Raw genomic sequence first — 13363 nt, forward strand, 5'->3', positions numbered from 1 at the left:
GCGGCCGGGAAGGACGGCGGTCTGCCCGGGAGAAGGATGGACAGACGGCCGGAAGAGTTGGAAAAAGCGGAACAATCAGCCGCCGAAGCCGGTGGCCACAGCCAGAATGATGAGCAGGGCCTGGGTCACGAACAGGCACAGGAACACAGGCACCACAAACTTCCACCACTTGGTGACCTTGACGCCGGCCAGACCGGCCATAATGGCGGCGAAGCCGGTGGGCCAGACGATGTTGGACAGGCCGTCGCCGAACTGGAAGGCCAGAACGGCCACGTCCCGGTGCAGGCCCAGCAGGTCGGCCAGGGGAGCCATGATGGGCATGGAGGTGGCTGCCTGTCCGGAGCCGGAGGGGATGAGGAAGTTCAGGAAGGTCTGGAGCACCAGCATGGCCACGGCGGAGAGCCAGGCGGGGAGCAGGGACAGGGGCAGGGACATGTAGTACACGATGGTGTCGATGATGTTGCCGGCCTGGAGCACCATGAGGATGCCGCGGGCCAGACCGATCATCATACAGGCCATGGCCACGTTGGTAAAGCCGGCCTCATACTTGCGGGCGATTTCATTTACGCTCCAGCCCATGACAATGGCGCTGAGAATACCCATGATCATAAAGACAGCGGCCAGCTCGGTGAAGTACCAGCCGTACTGCTGACAGCCAATGACCACCACGATGATGCCGCACAGCAAAATGAGCAGCACCAGAATCTCCCGGATGCCGAAGCGGGCGTTCTGCACGTCCTCCTCGCTCATCTGAGCGGCCAGGTTGTCGCCGTAGACCAGGCTCTTGGTGGGATCGGCCTGGACCTTCAGGGCGTAGCGGATGATGAGGACGGAGGCCACCGCGATCATGCACAGGTGGCAGAACAGACGGAAGAGGACGCCGGAGGCGGGGGCCACACCGGCGATGCCCTGGGCCACGCCCACGGTGAAGGGGTTCATCATGGCGCCGGAATAGCCCATGCCGGCGCCCACAGCCACGATGGCCAGACCCACAATGGCGTCAAAGCCCATGGCCACAGCGATTCCGGTGAAGACAGGGATGAAGGGGAACCACTCCTCGAAAAGGCCGATGGTGGAGGAGGCGATGCCCACGATGGTCAGGAACACGGGGATAATGACCACACGGGCCTTGCCCTTAAAGAGCCGCAGCAGGGCGGCCACCAGGCCGTTGAAGGCGCCGCTGGAGATGATCATGCCAATGGAGGCGTAGGCGATGAAGACGAAGAAGATGACGCCCCCGGCATCACAGAAGCCGGTGTGGATGAGCTGGAACATCTGGAACAGGCCAACGGGGGTGGATTCCACGGCATGGAAGGTGCCGGCCACCACCACGTCATCCACACGGTCAAACTGGCCGGCGGGGAGAATCCAGGTCAAAATGGTACATACGACAATGATGGCAAAGAGCAGGGCATAAATGTGTGGGACGGTGCGCTTGCTTTTTTTCGTTAGGGTATTGTCCGGTTTCACGGGAACTCCTCCTTAATTTCATTTCTCCAAATTACAACCCGGCAGCCGCGCGGACCGCCATCCGGCGGCGTCTGTGGGATTATTCGCGGAGCTTTGCCTCACGGGCGGCCTGGTGCGAGTCACGGACCGAGGTACGGAAGGCCTCGTCTGTCAGCGTGCGCAGTGCCAGGGCGGCCAGAATGGTGCCGCCGTCCTCAATGGCCTGATGGGCCCGGGGCTGAATGGTTTCCTCCCGGAATTGGGGGGTGTGCAGGGCGTGGAAGGTGTCGCAGATGGACAGCTCGGGCTGGATGGTGGGGCAGCGGTAGCTCACATTGCCCACGTCCGAGGAGCCGTTGGGGGGCAGCACCGGCCCGCGGGGCAGGTTCAGCGCGTCATAGAGCTCCAGAACCGCCTGCTCCAGCACGGGCACCCGGACCATGTCGTGGAAGTCCTCAAAGCCCTTGGTGAACTCCACCTCACAGTCCAGGGCGATGCAGGAGCCCTGGGCGCACTTGCGGACCACCTCGTCCATCTGCTCCAGCTTGGCCTGGGAGTCGGTGCGGATCTCCAGACGGACGGTGGCCTCTCCGGGGAGAATGTTGGGGTACTGGCCTCCGTCGGTGATGACGCCGTTGATGTGGATGTCGGGGGTGAAGCACTCCCGGCGGGCGTCGATGAGGTCCAGGAACTTCCGGGCGGCGGCCAGGGCGCTGTGGCCCTTCCAGGGGCCGGCCACCGCGTGGGCGGCAGCGCCGGTGAACTTGGCAATGTAGCAGCGCAGGCTGAGCACGTCCATGTCCGCGTTGCTCACGCCTCCGCTCCAGCTGTGGAACATGATGGCGGCGGCCAGGCCGTCAAAGGCCCCCTGGGCGGCCATGCCCACCTTGGCGCCGTCCTCCTCCTCGGCGGGAGTGCCGAAGACGACCACCTTGCCGGAGAAGTGGTCCTTCAAATCCGCCAGAGCCAGAGCGGCCAGCAGGGACATAGAGCCGTGGACGTTGTGCCCGCAGGCGTGGCCCAGGCCGGGCAGAGCGTCGTACTCCGTTAAAATGCCTACGCTGGGGCCCTCGCCGTTGTCCAGCACCGCCCGGAACCCGGTGGGGTAACCCAGGTAGGGGTACTCCACCTCATAGCCCGCCTGGCGCAGAAGCTCCACCATCTTCTGGCTGGAGCGGAATTCCTGGTCGGGCAGCTCCGGGTGGGCATACAGGTCGTCGCTGAGTTCCACGGCCAAGGGGTGGTGGGCCCGGACTGCCTGCTGAATGTAGGGGGGTAAAATTGCCATGTCGCTTCCCTCTCTCCAAGCTGAAAATTATTTAAGGAATAGAAAAAGTACTGTACTTTTACTATTGGATATATTACCGGGAAAGAACGAAGAAAGTCAAGGAGAAGTTGGCCATAATACCAACAAAAATCGAGAGCGAATTTTGTGCTAATTAAATAAAGAAGTAACAAATGGGAGAAAGAATGGGGCGATGCGCCCTTTTTTACCAAAGAAAAAGAGCGAAAAAATTTCGGGATCGCCACTTGAATGGGGCAATCCCGAAAAAATATTCAGAGAGAAAAGAAGAGCAGGCGGTGGAACCGCGGAACAAAGAAGGTCAAAATTCCAGGGAAATTCGGTACAGGTTCTGGGGACGGCCCTTGTTGCCCACCCGGCGCTGACCGGCAATCTGGGCATAGCCTCCGGTGACCAGGGCCTTGAGCACCCGGTTGGCCACACGCAGGGAGAAGCCCTGGTGCCGGATCAGCTCCTCCGAGGTGAGCTGGTCGGTCCGCTCCGCCTGCATGGCGGAAATGACCCGGTAAATGGTTTCCGCCGACAGGTGGCAGCGGTTGGCGGCCTCCTCCACCTGGGAGGCAGACACCCCGGACTCCGGCAGGCTGGAGCGGGGAGTCAGAGGCAGGGAACGGATGGCCTCGCTCTCATCGATGTAGACGCAGGTGTCCTGCTCCAGATGGGCGCGGTAGTCCTGGGCCTGCATGGCGTGGCTCCGGGCGCTGGCCAGGTCGGGGCCGCTGCCCAGGCTGACCAGACCCTGAAAGCCCACCTGCTGGTCCAGCCAGGGGCCCAGATCGCAGAGGGTAAACTGCTGCGTAATGGTCTCCAGCTGTTCCAGGGTGAGGTAGAGCTCCACGTCGCTTAAATCGTCCTTCAGCACCGGGTCAATCTGGCGCTGGCGGCAGTACTCCAGCAGGGCCTGCTTGAGGGACAGCAGCTCCAGCCCCTGGTTGGCGGCCAGCTGCCGGGCCCGCAGGTCATAGCGGGGGCTGATGCGGATGACGGCGGACTGGTTTCGGCGCAGGGTCTCCGTCCGGATCTGCTTGACACACTGCTCCAGAGCCTGAATCATGGAGTTGCGGCTGGGGTAGGAGTAGTAGCACTCCACATCCTCGCCGGCCAGGCCCTGGACCACGCTGTTGTAGTAGGTGATGACCACATCCAGCTTGCCCGCACGGCACCGGCGCTGGTAGTCGGCCACCAGCATCCGCTCCTGCTCATCCAGCTCCGCCACCGTCATGCCCAGAAAGTGGCGGTTGTGCTCCTCCACCAGCTCGGGCAGCCGGTCCTCCTCCAGCACCTGGACCAGGGGCACGTCATCTCCCACAAAGTCGATGCCGATGCGGGCGGGGTCGTAGCTTCCCCGCTGGAACAGCAGCCCCAAAAGAATGCGGTAGGTGTTGATGAGGTAGTGCCCGATGCGGTCCTTCACGGCGTAAGGGGGTGTGTCCACCTCCCAAAGGGCGGCCAGAGGGATGACGCCGCTGACCAGAAAGGCGTCGTAGTGGCCCTTCTGGGCCAGAAAGACCTGCTGCAGCTCCGGCAGGGTCTCATAGCAGAAATAGGTGATCCGGTGGCCCTGCCACGTGTCACCCAGCATATTTTTGCAGTAGTTGAGAAAGTGCTCCTGGAGCAAAAAGGCAATTTCCTTGTCCATAAAACTACGGGCCCGCAGGCCCACTCCTTCGTCCGTGATCCTCTTTATTTTAAGCGAAGGCTGAGGGGGTTTCAACCCTCTTTTGGAGGAATGGGCGGCGAAAGCAGGGAGAAAATTTCGAAAAAATTTATATTTGCATACCGGGTTGTTTACAAGTATCATTTACACTGAACAGGAAGGTGATGGGCATGAGACGGCGCATTTTTCTCTTTTATACCCTCTCCCTGGTGCTGTCGCTGGTGGTGCTGCTTGGAGTGAGCAGTCTGGTGGTCCAGGGGGTATCCCGGTTTTATCAGGAGCGGGCGGTGCCTGCGGCGGACGAGCGCTCGGCCCAGGCCCAGGAGATTCTGGGGCAATGGTCGGAGTCAGACCGGGACTGGCGGACGCTGGACCGGGAGCTGGACCGGCAGGGCTATCAGCTGCTGGTGGAGTTCAATGGGCGCCCCCTCTACTCCTCCCTGGATCAGTTCCAGGAGGAGGTTTACCGCCGCCTCTCCGGTCGGGCAGCCTGGCCGGAGGAGGGTACCCTGGTCCTCCAGGACCAGGGAATGGTGATGGTGGGCCGGCGGTGCGGGGCGTGACTCTCATTGCCATGCCTCAGCCCGTGATGCCCGAGGTACTGGGGCGGCCCCGACCCCAGACAGAGGCGGTGGTGCTCTCCCTGTTCCTCAGCGGACTTGTGGTCATCGGCATGATCGTATTGCTGAGCCTGCTGCTGGCCCGCACCCAGATCCGGCGGATCATGCGCCCGGTGAATGCCCTGACCCAGGCGGCCCGGCGGGTGGAGGCGGGGGACCTGTCCACCCCGGTGGGCTACGGGGGACAGGACGAGTTTTCTGCCGTCTGTGCCGCCTTTGACCATATGCAGGAGCACCTGCGCCAGGAGCGGGAGAAGAGCGCCAGCTATGAGAAGGCCCGCACCGACCTGGTGGCCGGCATCTCCCACGACCTGCGTACCCCCCTTACCTCGGTGAAGGGCTACATCAAGGGAATGCGGGACGGGGTGGCCAATACCCCGGAGAAGCGGGAGCAGTATCTGGATGTGGCCTACCGCAAGGCCTGCGACATGGAGCGGCTGCTCCAGCGGCTCTTCTACTTTTCCCGTATGGAGACGGGCAATCTGCCCCTGAACCTGGTCTCCACCGACCTGGGGGAGTTTGTGGCCCGGTTTGCCCGGGAGACCCAGGAGGAGCTGGCGGAGACCGGGGGCAAGGTGGTGCTGCGGGGAGCCCCCGCCGCCCACCCGGTGCGCATGGACCGGGAGCAGATGTACCGGGTGCTCACCAATCTGAAGGAAAACGCCCTGCGCTACGCCGGGGCAGAAGAGCTGGTGCTCACCCTGACGGTGTGGCGGCAGGGGGACCGGGAGTGCCTGCGCTTCGCGGACAACGGCCGGGGCGTGTCCCCGGAGCAGCTGCCCCACCTCTTTGAGCAGTTCTGGCGGGGGGATAGCGCCCGGAGCAGCAAGGGCGGCGAGGGCAGCGGCCTGGGGCTCTATATTGTGCAGTACATTGTGCAGGCCCACGGGGGCACTGTTCAGGCGAAAAACGACGGGGGCCTGGTCATCGAGCTTGCCCTGCCCTGTGAGGAGGAAGAAGAACATGAGTAAGCTGCTGATCGTGGAGGACGACAAGGAGATCGCCATGCTGGAGCGGGACTACCTGGAGCTCTCCGGCTTTGAAACCAAGGTGGTGGACGATGGAAACCAGGCGGCCCAGCTGGCCCTCACCGGGGAATATGACCTCATTCTGCTGGACCTCATGCTGCCGGGGTGCGACGGCCTGGACGTGTGCCGCCGTATCCGGGACCGGGTGGACGTGCCCATTTTGATGGTCACCGCCCGGTCGGAGTCGGTGGACAAGATCCGGGGACTGGGCCTGGGGGCGGACGACTATGTGGCCAAGCCCTTCGACCCGGCGGAGCTGGTGGCCCGGGTAAAGGCCCACCTCAGCCGCTACAAGCGGCTCACCGGCGGCCGGGGGGAGGACGACGGGGCCATTACCGTGGGGGACGTGCGCATCCTGCCCCAGAGCTGGCAGGTGTTCAAGGGGGACCGGGAGGTAAAGATGCCCAACCGGGAGTTTGCCCTTTTGAAGTACCTGGCGGAGAACCCCAACATGGTCTTTTCCAAGGAACAGCTCTTTGAGGCCATCTGGGGCTATGACTATCTGGGGGACAGCGCCACCGTCACCGTCCACGTGGGGCGCATCCGGGACAAGATCGAGGACGACCCGGCCAACCCCAAGATTATTGAGACGGTGTGGGGCCGGGGCTACCGGCTCAACGGATGAATCGGCAAAAAGACCAAAGACGCGGGGAAGTGCCCCGCGTCTTTTTTTATTATGGGCAAAATTGGGACAGGCGCTGGAAAATGTTTCGAGTCTGTTTCGAAACCGTTTCGAAATGGGCCCCGGATCGTTCAGAATTGACTGCTACAATGACCGGGAAACCAAGCAGCATAAGGTCCGTGGGAAAGGAAGCGTGTGGATATGAAGCTGGACATCCGGAAGAAGACAGCCCCCGGGGAGGAAAAACGCCCTCTGCCGGGACTTTTTACGAAAAAACCGGGGAACAGGGGGCGGAAATGGCGGAGGCTCATTGCGGCTGTGGTAGTGGTGGCCGTGCTGGCCGGCGGAGGCATGTACCTGCTGGGCGGCGGCCAGACGGCGGCGGCCCTGGATGCCTCCTACACCACGGCCCAGGTCACCCGCATGGACATCACCTCCTCCATCACCGGCAGCGGCACCCTGGAGGCGGCCAACTCCTACTCGGTGACCACCCTGGTGGAGGGCACCATCCTCACCGACAGCTTTGAGGAGGGGGACCAGGTGGAGGAGGGTACCGTGCTCTACACCATCGACTCCTCGGACAGTGACGCTTCCCTGGAGCAGGCGGAGATCTCCCTCCAGCAGGCCCAGCGCAATTACAACAATCAGCTGGAGAACCTGGAGAAGCTGAACCTCACCGCCCCCGCCGCCGGGACGGTCTATTCCCTGGATGTGGAGGTGGGGGATGAGGTATCCGCCGGACAGCAGGTGGCCTCCATCCGGGATTCCGGCACCATGAGCCTGACGGTGAACTTCCCCTCGGACGACGCGGCCTCCTTCTACGTAGGCCAGAGCGCCACGGTGACCCTGGACTCCACCTTCGAGACTCTCAGCGGCACCATTTCCAAAATCAGCGGCGTGGACACGGTGCTCACCGGCAACATCATGGTCCGCTCGGTGACCATTGACGTCTCCAATCCCGGAGCTCTGTCCACCGCCCAGAGCGCCAGTGCTTCCGTGGGCTCGGTAACCAGCACGGGCAGCGGCACCTTCGCCTACAAGGCGGAGGAGGCGGTGACGGCGAAGACCTCCGGCACCGTGACCGCCCTGCGGGTGTCCGAGGGGGATCGGGTGTCCAAAAACCAGGTGCTGGTGGTGCTGGAGAGCGACGATCTGGAGGATTCCGTCCAGAACGCCTCCGAGTCCCTGCGCAACGCGGAGCTCTCCCTGGAAAACCAGTATGACCGCCTGGAGGACTACACCATCACCTCCCCCATCTCCGGCACGGTGGTGGATAAGTACTATAAAGCTGGAGAGACCTCCGAGGCCAACCAGGTGATGTGCAGCATCTACGACCTGTCCTACCTCACCATGACCCTCATCGTGGATGAGCTGGACATCTCCAGCATCGCCGTGGGCCAGACGGTCACCGTCACCGCCGACGCGGTGGAGGACCGGACCTATGAGGGAGTGGTCACCAAGGTGAGCGTGGCGGGCACCTCCTCCGGAAGCGCCACCACCTACCCCGTGACCATCCGCATTGACGAGACCGAGGGCCTCCTCCCCGGCATGAGCGTGGATGCGGTCATCCAGCTGGACAGCGCCACCGACGTGCTGGCCATTCCCTCGGCGGCCCTCCAGCGGGGCAACACCGTGCTGGTCACCGCCGACTCCCCCAGCGCGGTGGACGGTACCCTGGTGGAGTCGGACAGCGAAGAGGGGACCGACTACTACTCCGTGGAGGTCACCATCGGCGTCAGCGGGGATAATTACATCGAAATTACCTCCGGCCTGCAGGAGGGGGACACGGTGGCCTACATCGCCGCCAGCTCCTCGGAAAACGGCATGGCCATGGGGATGATGGGCGAGATGCCCGGCGGCATGATGGGCGGCCAGATGCCCTCGGGAGGCATGCCCTCCGGCGGAATGCCCTCGGGCGGCGGCCCGGGAGGGCGGTGAGGAGGCGGCCATGAACCCACTCATTGAATTTCAGCAGGTGTGCAAGTACTACCAGATGGGGGAAACCACGGTGGTGGCCGCCGACCACATCTCCTTCCAGATCTATAAGGGGGAGCTTGTGGCCATTGTGGGCTCCTCCGGGTCGGGCAAATCCACCTGCATGAACATCATCGGCTGTCTGGACGTCCCCACCCAGGGTACTTATCTTCTGAAAGGGCAGGACGTGGGCCAGATGAACAAAAATCAGCTGGCGGAGGTGCGAAACCAGCTGCTGGGCTTTATTTTTCAGCAGTATAACCTCTTGCCCAAGCTGAATCTGGTGGAAAACGTGGAGATTCCCCTAATGTACGCCGGGGTGTCCAAGCGGGAGCGCCGGGAGCGGGCCCGGGCCGCCCTGGAGGAGGTGGGGCTGGGGGAAAAGTGGCGCCACAAGCCCATGGAGCTCTCCGGCGGCCAGCAGCAGCGGGTGTCCATCGCCCGGGCCTTGGTGGGCCACCCAGCGGTCATTCTGGCCGACGAGCCCACCGGCGCCCTGGACTCCCGCACCGGCCGGGAGGTGCTGGGGATGCTCCAGGACCTCCACCGCCAGGGCCACACCGTGGTGCTCATCACCCACGACAACTCCATCGCCGTCCAGGCCCAGCGGATCATCCGCCTGGAGGACGGCCAGGTGGTCTATGACGGCCCCTCCAACGCGCCGGAGGCGGTGGTCACACCCAGGGCCGCGGGAGGAGGGAGCCTATGAAGCTGACGGAATCCCTAGCGCTGGCCCTGAAAAACATTGTCTCCAGCAAGGTGCGTACCCTGCTCACCATGCTGGGCATCATCATCGGCGTGGCGGCGGCCATTGTCATTGTGGGCCTGGGCAACGGCCTGGAGCAGTACGTCACCGACAGCTTCTCCGACCTGGGCACCAACACCCTGACGGTGACGGTGATGTCCCGGGGCTCCACCCGGTCCCTGGACGCCGAGGACATGTATGAGCTGGTGGAGGAGAACAGCCAGTATCTGGACCTGTGCTCCCCCACGGTGCCCATGATGGGCTATGTGAAGATTGGCTCCGAGACGGTGGACAGCACCACCTCCCAGGGGGTGAGCGAGGACTACTTTGCCATCGCCGGACTGGAGGTGGCCTCGGGCCGGGGCCTTCAGTACAGCGACATGGCCACCCGGTCCAAGGTGTGCGTCATCGGCGCCTATCTGAACCAGGCCTACTTCGGCGGAAACGCCGTGGGTGAGACCCTTCGGGTGGGGGGACAGAGCCTCACCGTGGTGGGGGTGCTGGCCCAGCAGGGGGACACCCCGGAGGAGGGGGGCAGCGACGACTGCCTGTACCTCCCCTACACCACCGCCGAGCGCATCTCCGGCGAGGCCAGCTCCTACACCATCACCATGCAAAGTGAGGACTACATCGACCAGAGCGTGGCCGCCCTGGAGGCCGCCCTCTATGAGGTCTTTCAAAGCGACAGCTACTACACCGTCACCAGCATGGCGGAGATGCTGGAGACCATGACCAGCATGATCAACATCCTGGTGGGGGTTCTGGCGGGCATCGCCGCCATCTCCCTGGTGGTGGGCGGCATCGGCATTATGAACATCATGCTGGTGTCCGTCACCGAGCGCACCCGGGAGATCGGCATCCGCAAGTCCCTGGGGGCCAAGGAGCGGTATATCATGCAGCAGTTCGTCATTGAGGCTGCCGCCACCAGCGCCCTGGGCGGGATTATCGGCATTCTGTTTGGGGACGGACTGTCGGCGGTGGCCACCACAGTCATCGCCCGGATTTCTGAGGAGAGCATCACCGTGGCCCCCACCCTGGGGGCGGTGGCCCTGGCCTTCGGCATCTCCGTGGGCATCGGAATCCTCTTCGGGTATCTGCCCGCCAAGAAGGCCGCCCGCCTCAATCCCATCGATGCCCTGCACTACGATTAACCCACCGGCGCCCCGGCGGCATTCGGCTGCCGGGACCGCCGGACGAAAACCAATGGAAAGGGAGTTTCGGCAATGAAAAAGCGATCCATCGCGGCTCTGGCAATTCTGGTGTGCCTGCTGCTGTCTCTGGGGACAATCCCCGCGGGGGCGGTGAGCGAGAGCACAGCCCTGGAGACCGTCCGGGCCCTGGGCATTCTCTCCGGGGATGAAAACGGAAACCTGAACCTGACCTCCTCCGTCACCCGGGCGGAGTTTGTCACCATGATGACGGCGGCCTCCGCCTACAAGGACACGGTGGGCTCGGGCGCCGGCGTGTCCCTCTTCAAGGACGTGAAGAGCAGCCACTGGGCCAGCCAGTACATCCGACTGGCAGTGGAGCAGGGGTGGATGGTGGGTTTTGTGGACGGCACCTTCCGCCCGGACAATCCCATCTCCCTGGAGGAGGCGTGCACCGCCCTCCTGAAACTGCTGGGCTACCAGTCCTCCGACCTGGTGGGCTCCTACCCCTCCGCCCAGCTGACCAAGGGGGCGTCGGTGGGGCTGCTGGACGACCTGGATGTGGCCCAGGGCCAGACCCTCACCCGGCAGGACTGCGTCATGCTCTTTTATAACCTGATGCTCTCTGAGACCAGTACCGGAGCGGTCTACGCCACCACCCTGGGCTACACCGTTACAAACGGGGAGCTCGACTACAGCACCCTGGTCTCCGCCGACACCAAGGGCCCCTATGTGGCGGAAACAGGCACCCTTACCCTGCCTTTCTCTACGGATGGGGCTGCGATCTACCGGGACGGCCGGGCGGCGAGCCTGTCCGACGTCCAGCCCTATGACGTCTACTACTATAACGCCAGCCTGAACACCGTCTGGGTGTACAGCGATCGGGTCAGCGGCACCCTCACCGCCCTCTCGCCCAGCTCCGCCGCCCCCACCTCGGTCACCGTAGCGGGAGGCACCTATGAGCTGGGCACCGCCACCGCCGTCTACAAGTGCTCCAGCCAGGGCAGCTTTGCCCCCGGCGACCTGGTCACCCTGCTGCTGGGCATGAACGGCGAGGTGGTGGATGTGCTGGATGCCAATGAGACGGAGACCACCTACTACGGCCTGGTCCTCTCCAGCCAGAAGACGGGGTCCACCTCCGCCACCAGCAGCTCCGCCTCCCTCCAGGTGGTGACCCAGGTGGCCTGCACCGACGGCACCGCCCGCACCTTCTACACCAGCGGCACCTCCGCCTACTCCACCGGCCGTCTGGTGAGCGTCACCCTGGACAACACGGGGACCTCCATCAAGTCCCTCTCCTCCAAGAGCCTGTCCGGCACCGTCAGCCGGGACGGAACCTCCTTTGCCGGCTATGACTTTGCTGACAATGTGGAAATTCTGGATACCGACGACACGGGGGGCTATGTCCGCATCTACCCCAGCCGCCTGGCGGGGGAGCGGCTGTCGGAGGATGACGTGGCCTACTACACCCTGGATGAAAACGGGGACATTGACCGGCTTATTCTGGACGAGGCCACAGGGGACACCCTGAACTACGTCTATATCACCGACGAGGAGACCATTTCCCAGGACTTCTCCATTTCCGGCACCTACACCTATTATCAAAATGGGGAAAGCCGCACCTTCACCGGTAACAAGATTTACAGCGTCTCCGTGGGCGGAGCCGCCCTCTGGGAGGAGGACGGAGAGGTGACCAGCATGCGCCAGCTCACCTCCGTGCGGCTGACCGGTCTGAGCGACCTCTACGCCATGGCGGACAACCAGACCTACCGCCTGGCCGAGGACGTCCAGGTGATCCTCCGGGGCACGGGCAGCGACGGCTACTACGCCACCACTCTGTCGGAGATTGACGCGGAACACTATACCCTCCAGGGCTGGTACGACAACCTGGGCTGCTCCGCCGGCGGACGCATCCGCATCATTGTGGCCACCCCCAAGAGCTGAGATGGCTTGACCTTTCCCGGTGGGAATGGTATGCTTGCCTCAGAAACCGGATTTGCCCGGCGCTCCCGTCCGTCTGGAGCGAGGGACAAGAAAATTGCGGCAGAAACGCCCTGAAACCATCGGTTTCAGGGCGTTTTTTCTTGGAAAGGAGGGGGACTGTGAGCGAGACAGTACCCATGCAGGTGATTGCCCGCCTGCACAGCGATTTTACCCAGAAATTCGGCATTCCCCGGCAGAGCGGGCTGGTGGACGAGCTGGAGGCCACGGTGGTCTTTGAGCCGGAGTTCCGCAACCCCGACGCCCTCCGGGGCATTGAGGGCTTTTCCCACCTGTGGCTCATCTGGGAGTTTTCCCAGGCCCGGCGGCCGGAGTGGTCCCCCACGGTGCGCCCGCCACGGCTAGGGGGCAACGTGCGCATGGGGGTGTTTGCCACCCGGTCCCCCTTCCGGCCCAACCCCATCGGCCTGAGCTGTGTGCGCCTGGCGGGGGTGGAGCTCCACAGCGAGCTGGGCCCCATCCTGAAGGTGCGGGGGGCGGACCTGCTGGACGGCACCCCCATCTTTGACATCAAGCCCTACGTGCCCTACGCCGACAGCAAGCCCCAGGCCCTGGGCGGCTTTGCCAGCACCCCCAAGGAGGCCACCCTGACGGTGGACATTCCCCCGGAACTGCTGGAGCGCATCCCGCCGAAGAAGCGGGCGGCCCTCACCGGCGTACTGGCTCAGGATCCCCGTCCGGCCTACCAGGAGGATGGGGAGCGCATCTACGGCATGGGCTTTGGCGGAGTGGACATCAAATTCCGGGTGGAGGGCAGCCGGCTGACCGTAGTGTCGGTGGAACCTTCATAGAAATTTAACTTGGCAGAGCGGAAAA

11 protein-coding genes are annotated in these 13363 nt (G+C 63.5%); 8 read left to right on the top strand and 3 right to left on the bottom strand.

Annotation, left to right across the window (positions count from 1 at the left end; all coding sequences use genetic code 11):
• Nucleotides 1-75: 75 nt before the first annotated feature.
• From DWX58_RS09680 to DWX58_RS09690, 3 genes are all read right to left on the bottom strand, one after another.
• Complete coding sequence (locus DWX58_RS09680) at nucleotides 76-1470, bottom strand: YfcC family protein (RefSeq protein WP_118643368.1); 1395 nt, start codon at nucleotides 1468-1470, stop codon at nucleotides 76-78.
• Nucleotides 1471-1549: 79 nt separating this feature from the next.
• A complete protein-coding gene (locus tag DWX58_RS09685) occupies nucleotides 1550-2737 on the bottom strand; it encodes an amidohydrolase (RefSeq protein ID WP_118643370.1) in 1188 nt (395 codons plus the stop codon).
• Nucleotides 2738-3053: 316 nt separating this feature from the next.
• The gene (locus DWX58_RS09690; RefSeq protein ID WP_118643372.1) at nucleotides 3054-4391 is read right to left on the bottom strand and encodes a hypothetical protein; all 1338 of its coding nucleotides are present in this window, start codon (nucleotides 4389-4391) and stop codon (nucleotides 3054-3056) included.
• A gap of 188 nt (nucleotides 4392-4579) precedes the next feature.
• On the opposite strand from DWX58_RS09690, the gene DWX58_RS15220 reads away from it, so the two are divergent.
• The 8 genes from DWX58_RS15220 (at nucleotide 4580) to tsaA (ending at nucleotide 13338) form a co-directional block, all read left to right on the top strand.
• Nucleotides 4580-4972, top strand: a complete 393-nt coding sequence (locus tag DWX58_RS15220; protein WP_158579247.1) for a hypothetical protein — start codon at nucleotides 4580-4582, stop codon at nucleotides 4970-4972.
• On the top strand, nucleotides 4960-6000 hold the full coding sequence (locus DWX58_RS09695; protein ID WP_158579248.1) for a HAMP domain-containing sensor histidine kinase: 1041 nt from the start codon (nucleotides 4960-4962) through the stop codon (nucleotides 5998-6000). Before DWX58_RS15220 ends, DWX58_RS09695 begins: the two co-directional genes overlap by 13 nt.
• Nucleotides 5993-6682, top strand: a complete 690-nt coding sequence (locus DWX58_RS09700) for a response regulator transcription factor (protein WP_118643376.1) — start codon at nucleotides 5993-5995, stop codon at nucleotides 6680-6682. The genes DWX58_RS09695 and DWX58_RS09700 overlap by 8 nt, the downstream gene beginning before the upstream one ends.
• A 198-nt stretch (nucleotides 6683-6880) precedes the next feature.
• Nucleotides 6881-8617, top strand: coding sequence for an HlyD family efflux transporter periplasmic adaptor subunit (locus tag DWX58_RS09705; protein ID WP_118643378.1), 1737 nt, complete (start codon nucleotides 6881-6883; stop codon nucleotides 8615-8617).
• A gap of 10 nt (nucleotides 8618-8627) precedes the next feature.
• Nucleotides 8628-9362 (top strand): ABC transporter ATP-binding protein, encoded by a 735-nt coding sequence (locus DWX58_RS09710; RefSeq protein WP_118643380.1) that lies wholly within the window; start codon nucleotides 8628-8630, stop codon nucleotides 9360-9362.
• Nucleotides 9359-10549, top strand: coding sequence for an ABC transporter permease (locus DWX58_RS09715; RefSeq protein ID WP_199648755.1), 1191 nt, complete (start codon nucleotides 9359-9361; stop codon nucleotides 10547-10549). The genes DWX58_RS09710 and DWX58_RS09715 overlap by 4 nt, the downstream gene beginning before the upstream one ends.
• A 72-nt stretch (nucleotides 10550-10621) precedes the next feature.
• Nucleotides 10622-12490 (top strand): S-layer homology domain-containing protein, encoded by a 1869-nt coding sequence (locus DWX58_RS09720; RefSeq protein ID WP_118643382.1) that lies wholly within the window; start codon nucleotides 10622-10624, stop codon nucleotides 12488-12490.
• A gap of 176 nt (nucleotides 12491-12666) precedes the next feature.
• Nucleotides 12667-13338 carry a tRNA (N6-threonylcarbamoyladenosine(37)-N6)-methyltransferase TrmO gene (gene tsaA / locus DWX58_RS09725; RefSeq protein ID WP_118643384.1) on the top strand — a complete coding sequence of 224 codons (672 nt, stop codon included), beginning with the start codon at nucleotides 12667-12669 and terminating at the stop codon, nucleotides 13336-13338.
• Nucleotides 13339-13363: the final 25 nt, after the last annotated feature.

This window comes from Pseudoflavonifractor sp. AF19-9AC, from assembly GCF_003478995.1.
Classification (GTDB): domain Bacteria; phylum Bacillota; class Clostridia; order Oscillospirales; family Oscillospiraceae; genus Lawsonibacter.

Excerpts from the sequence above, each read along its gene's own strand:
- DWX58_RS09700 (WP_118643376.1), top strand. The coding sequence starts at position 5,993 with ATGAGTAAGCTGCTGATCGTGGAGGACGACAAGGAGATCGCCATGCTG.
- DWX58_RS09710 (WP_118643380.1), top strand. The coding sequence starts at position 8,628 with ATGAACCCACTCATTGAATTTCAGCAGGTGTGCAAGTACTACCAGATG.
- DWX58_RS09705 (WP_118643378.1), top strand. The coding sequence starts at position 6,881 with ATGAAGCTGGACATCCGGAAGAAGACAGCCCCCGGGGAGGAAAAACGC.
- DWX58_RS09690 (WP_118643372.1), bottom strand. The coding sequence starts at position 4,391 with ATGGACAAGGAAATTGCCTTTTTGCTCCAGGAGCACTTTCTCAACTAC.
- DWX58_RS15220 (WP_158579247.1), top strand. The coding sequence starts at position 4,580 with ATGAGACGGCGCATTTTTCTCTTTTATACCCTCTCCCTGGTGCTGTCG.
- DWX58_RS09720 (WP_118643382.1), top strand. The coding sequence starts at position 10,622 with ATGAAAAAGCGATCCATCGCGGCTCTGGCAATTCTGGTGTGCCTGCTG.
- DWX58_RS09715 (WP_199648755.1), top strand. The coding sequence starts at position 9,359 with ATGAAGCTGACGGAATCCCTAGCGCTGGCCCTGAAAAACATTGTCTCC.
- tsaA (WP_118643384.1), top strand. The coding sequence starts at position 12,667 with ATGCAGGTGATTGCCCGCCTGCACAGCGATTTTACCCAGAAATTCGGC.
- DWX58_RS09685 (WP_118643370.1), bottom strand. The coding sequence starts at position 2,737 with ATGGCAATTTTACCCCCCTACATTCAGCAGGCAGTCCGGGCCCACCAC.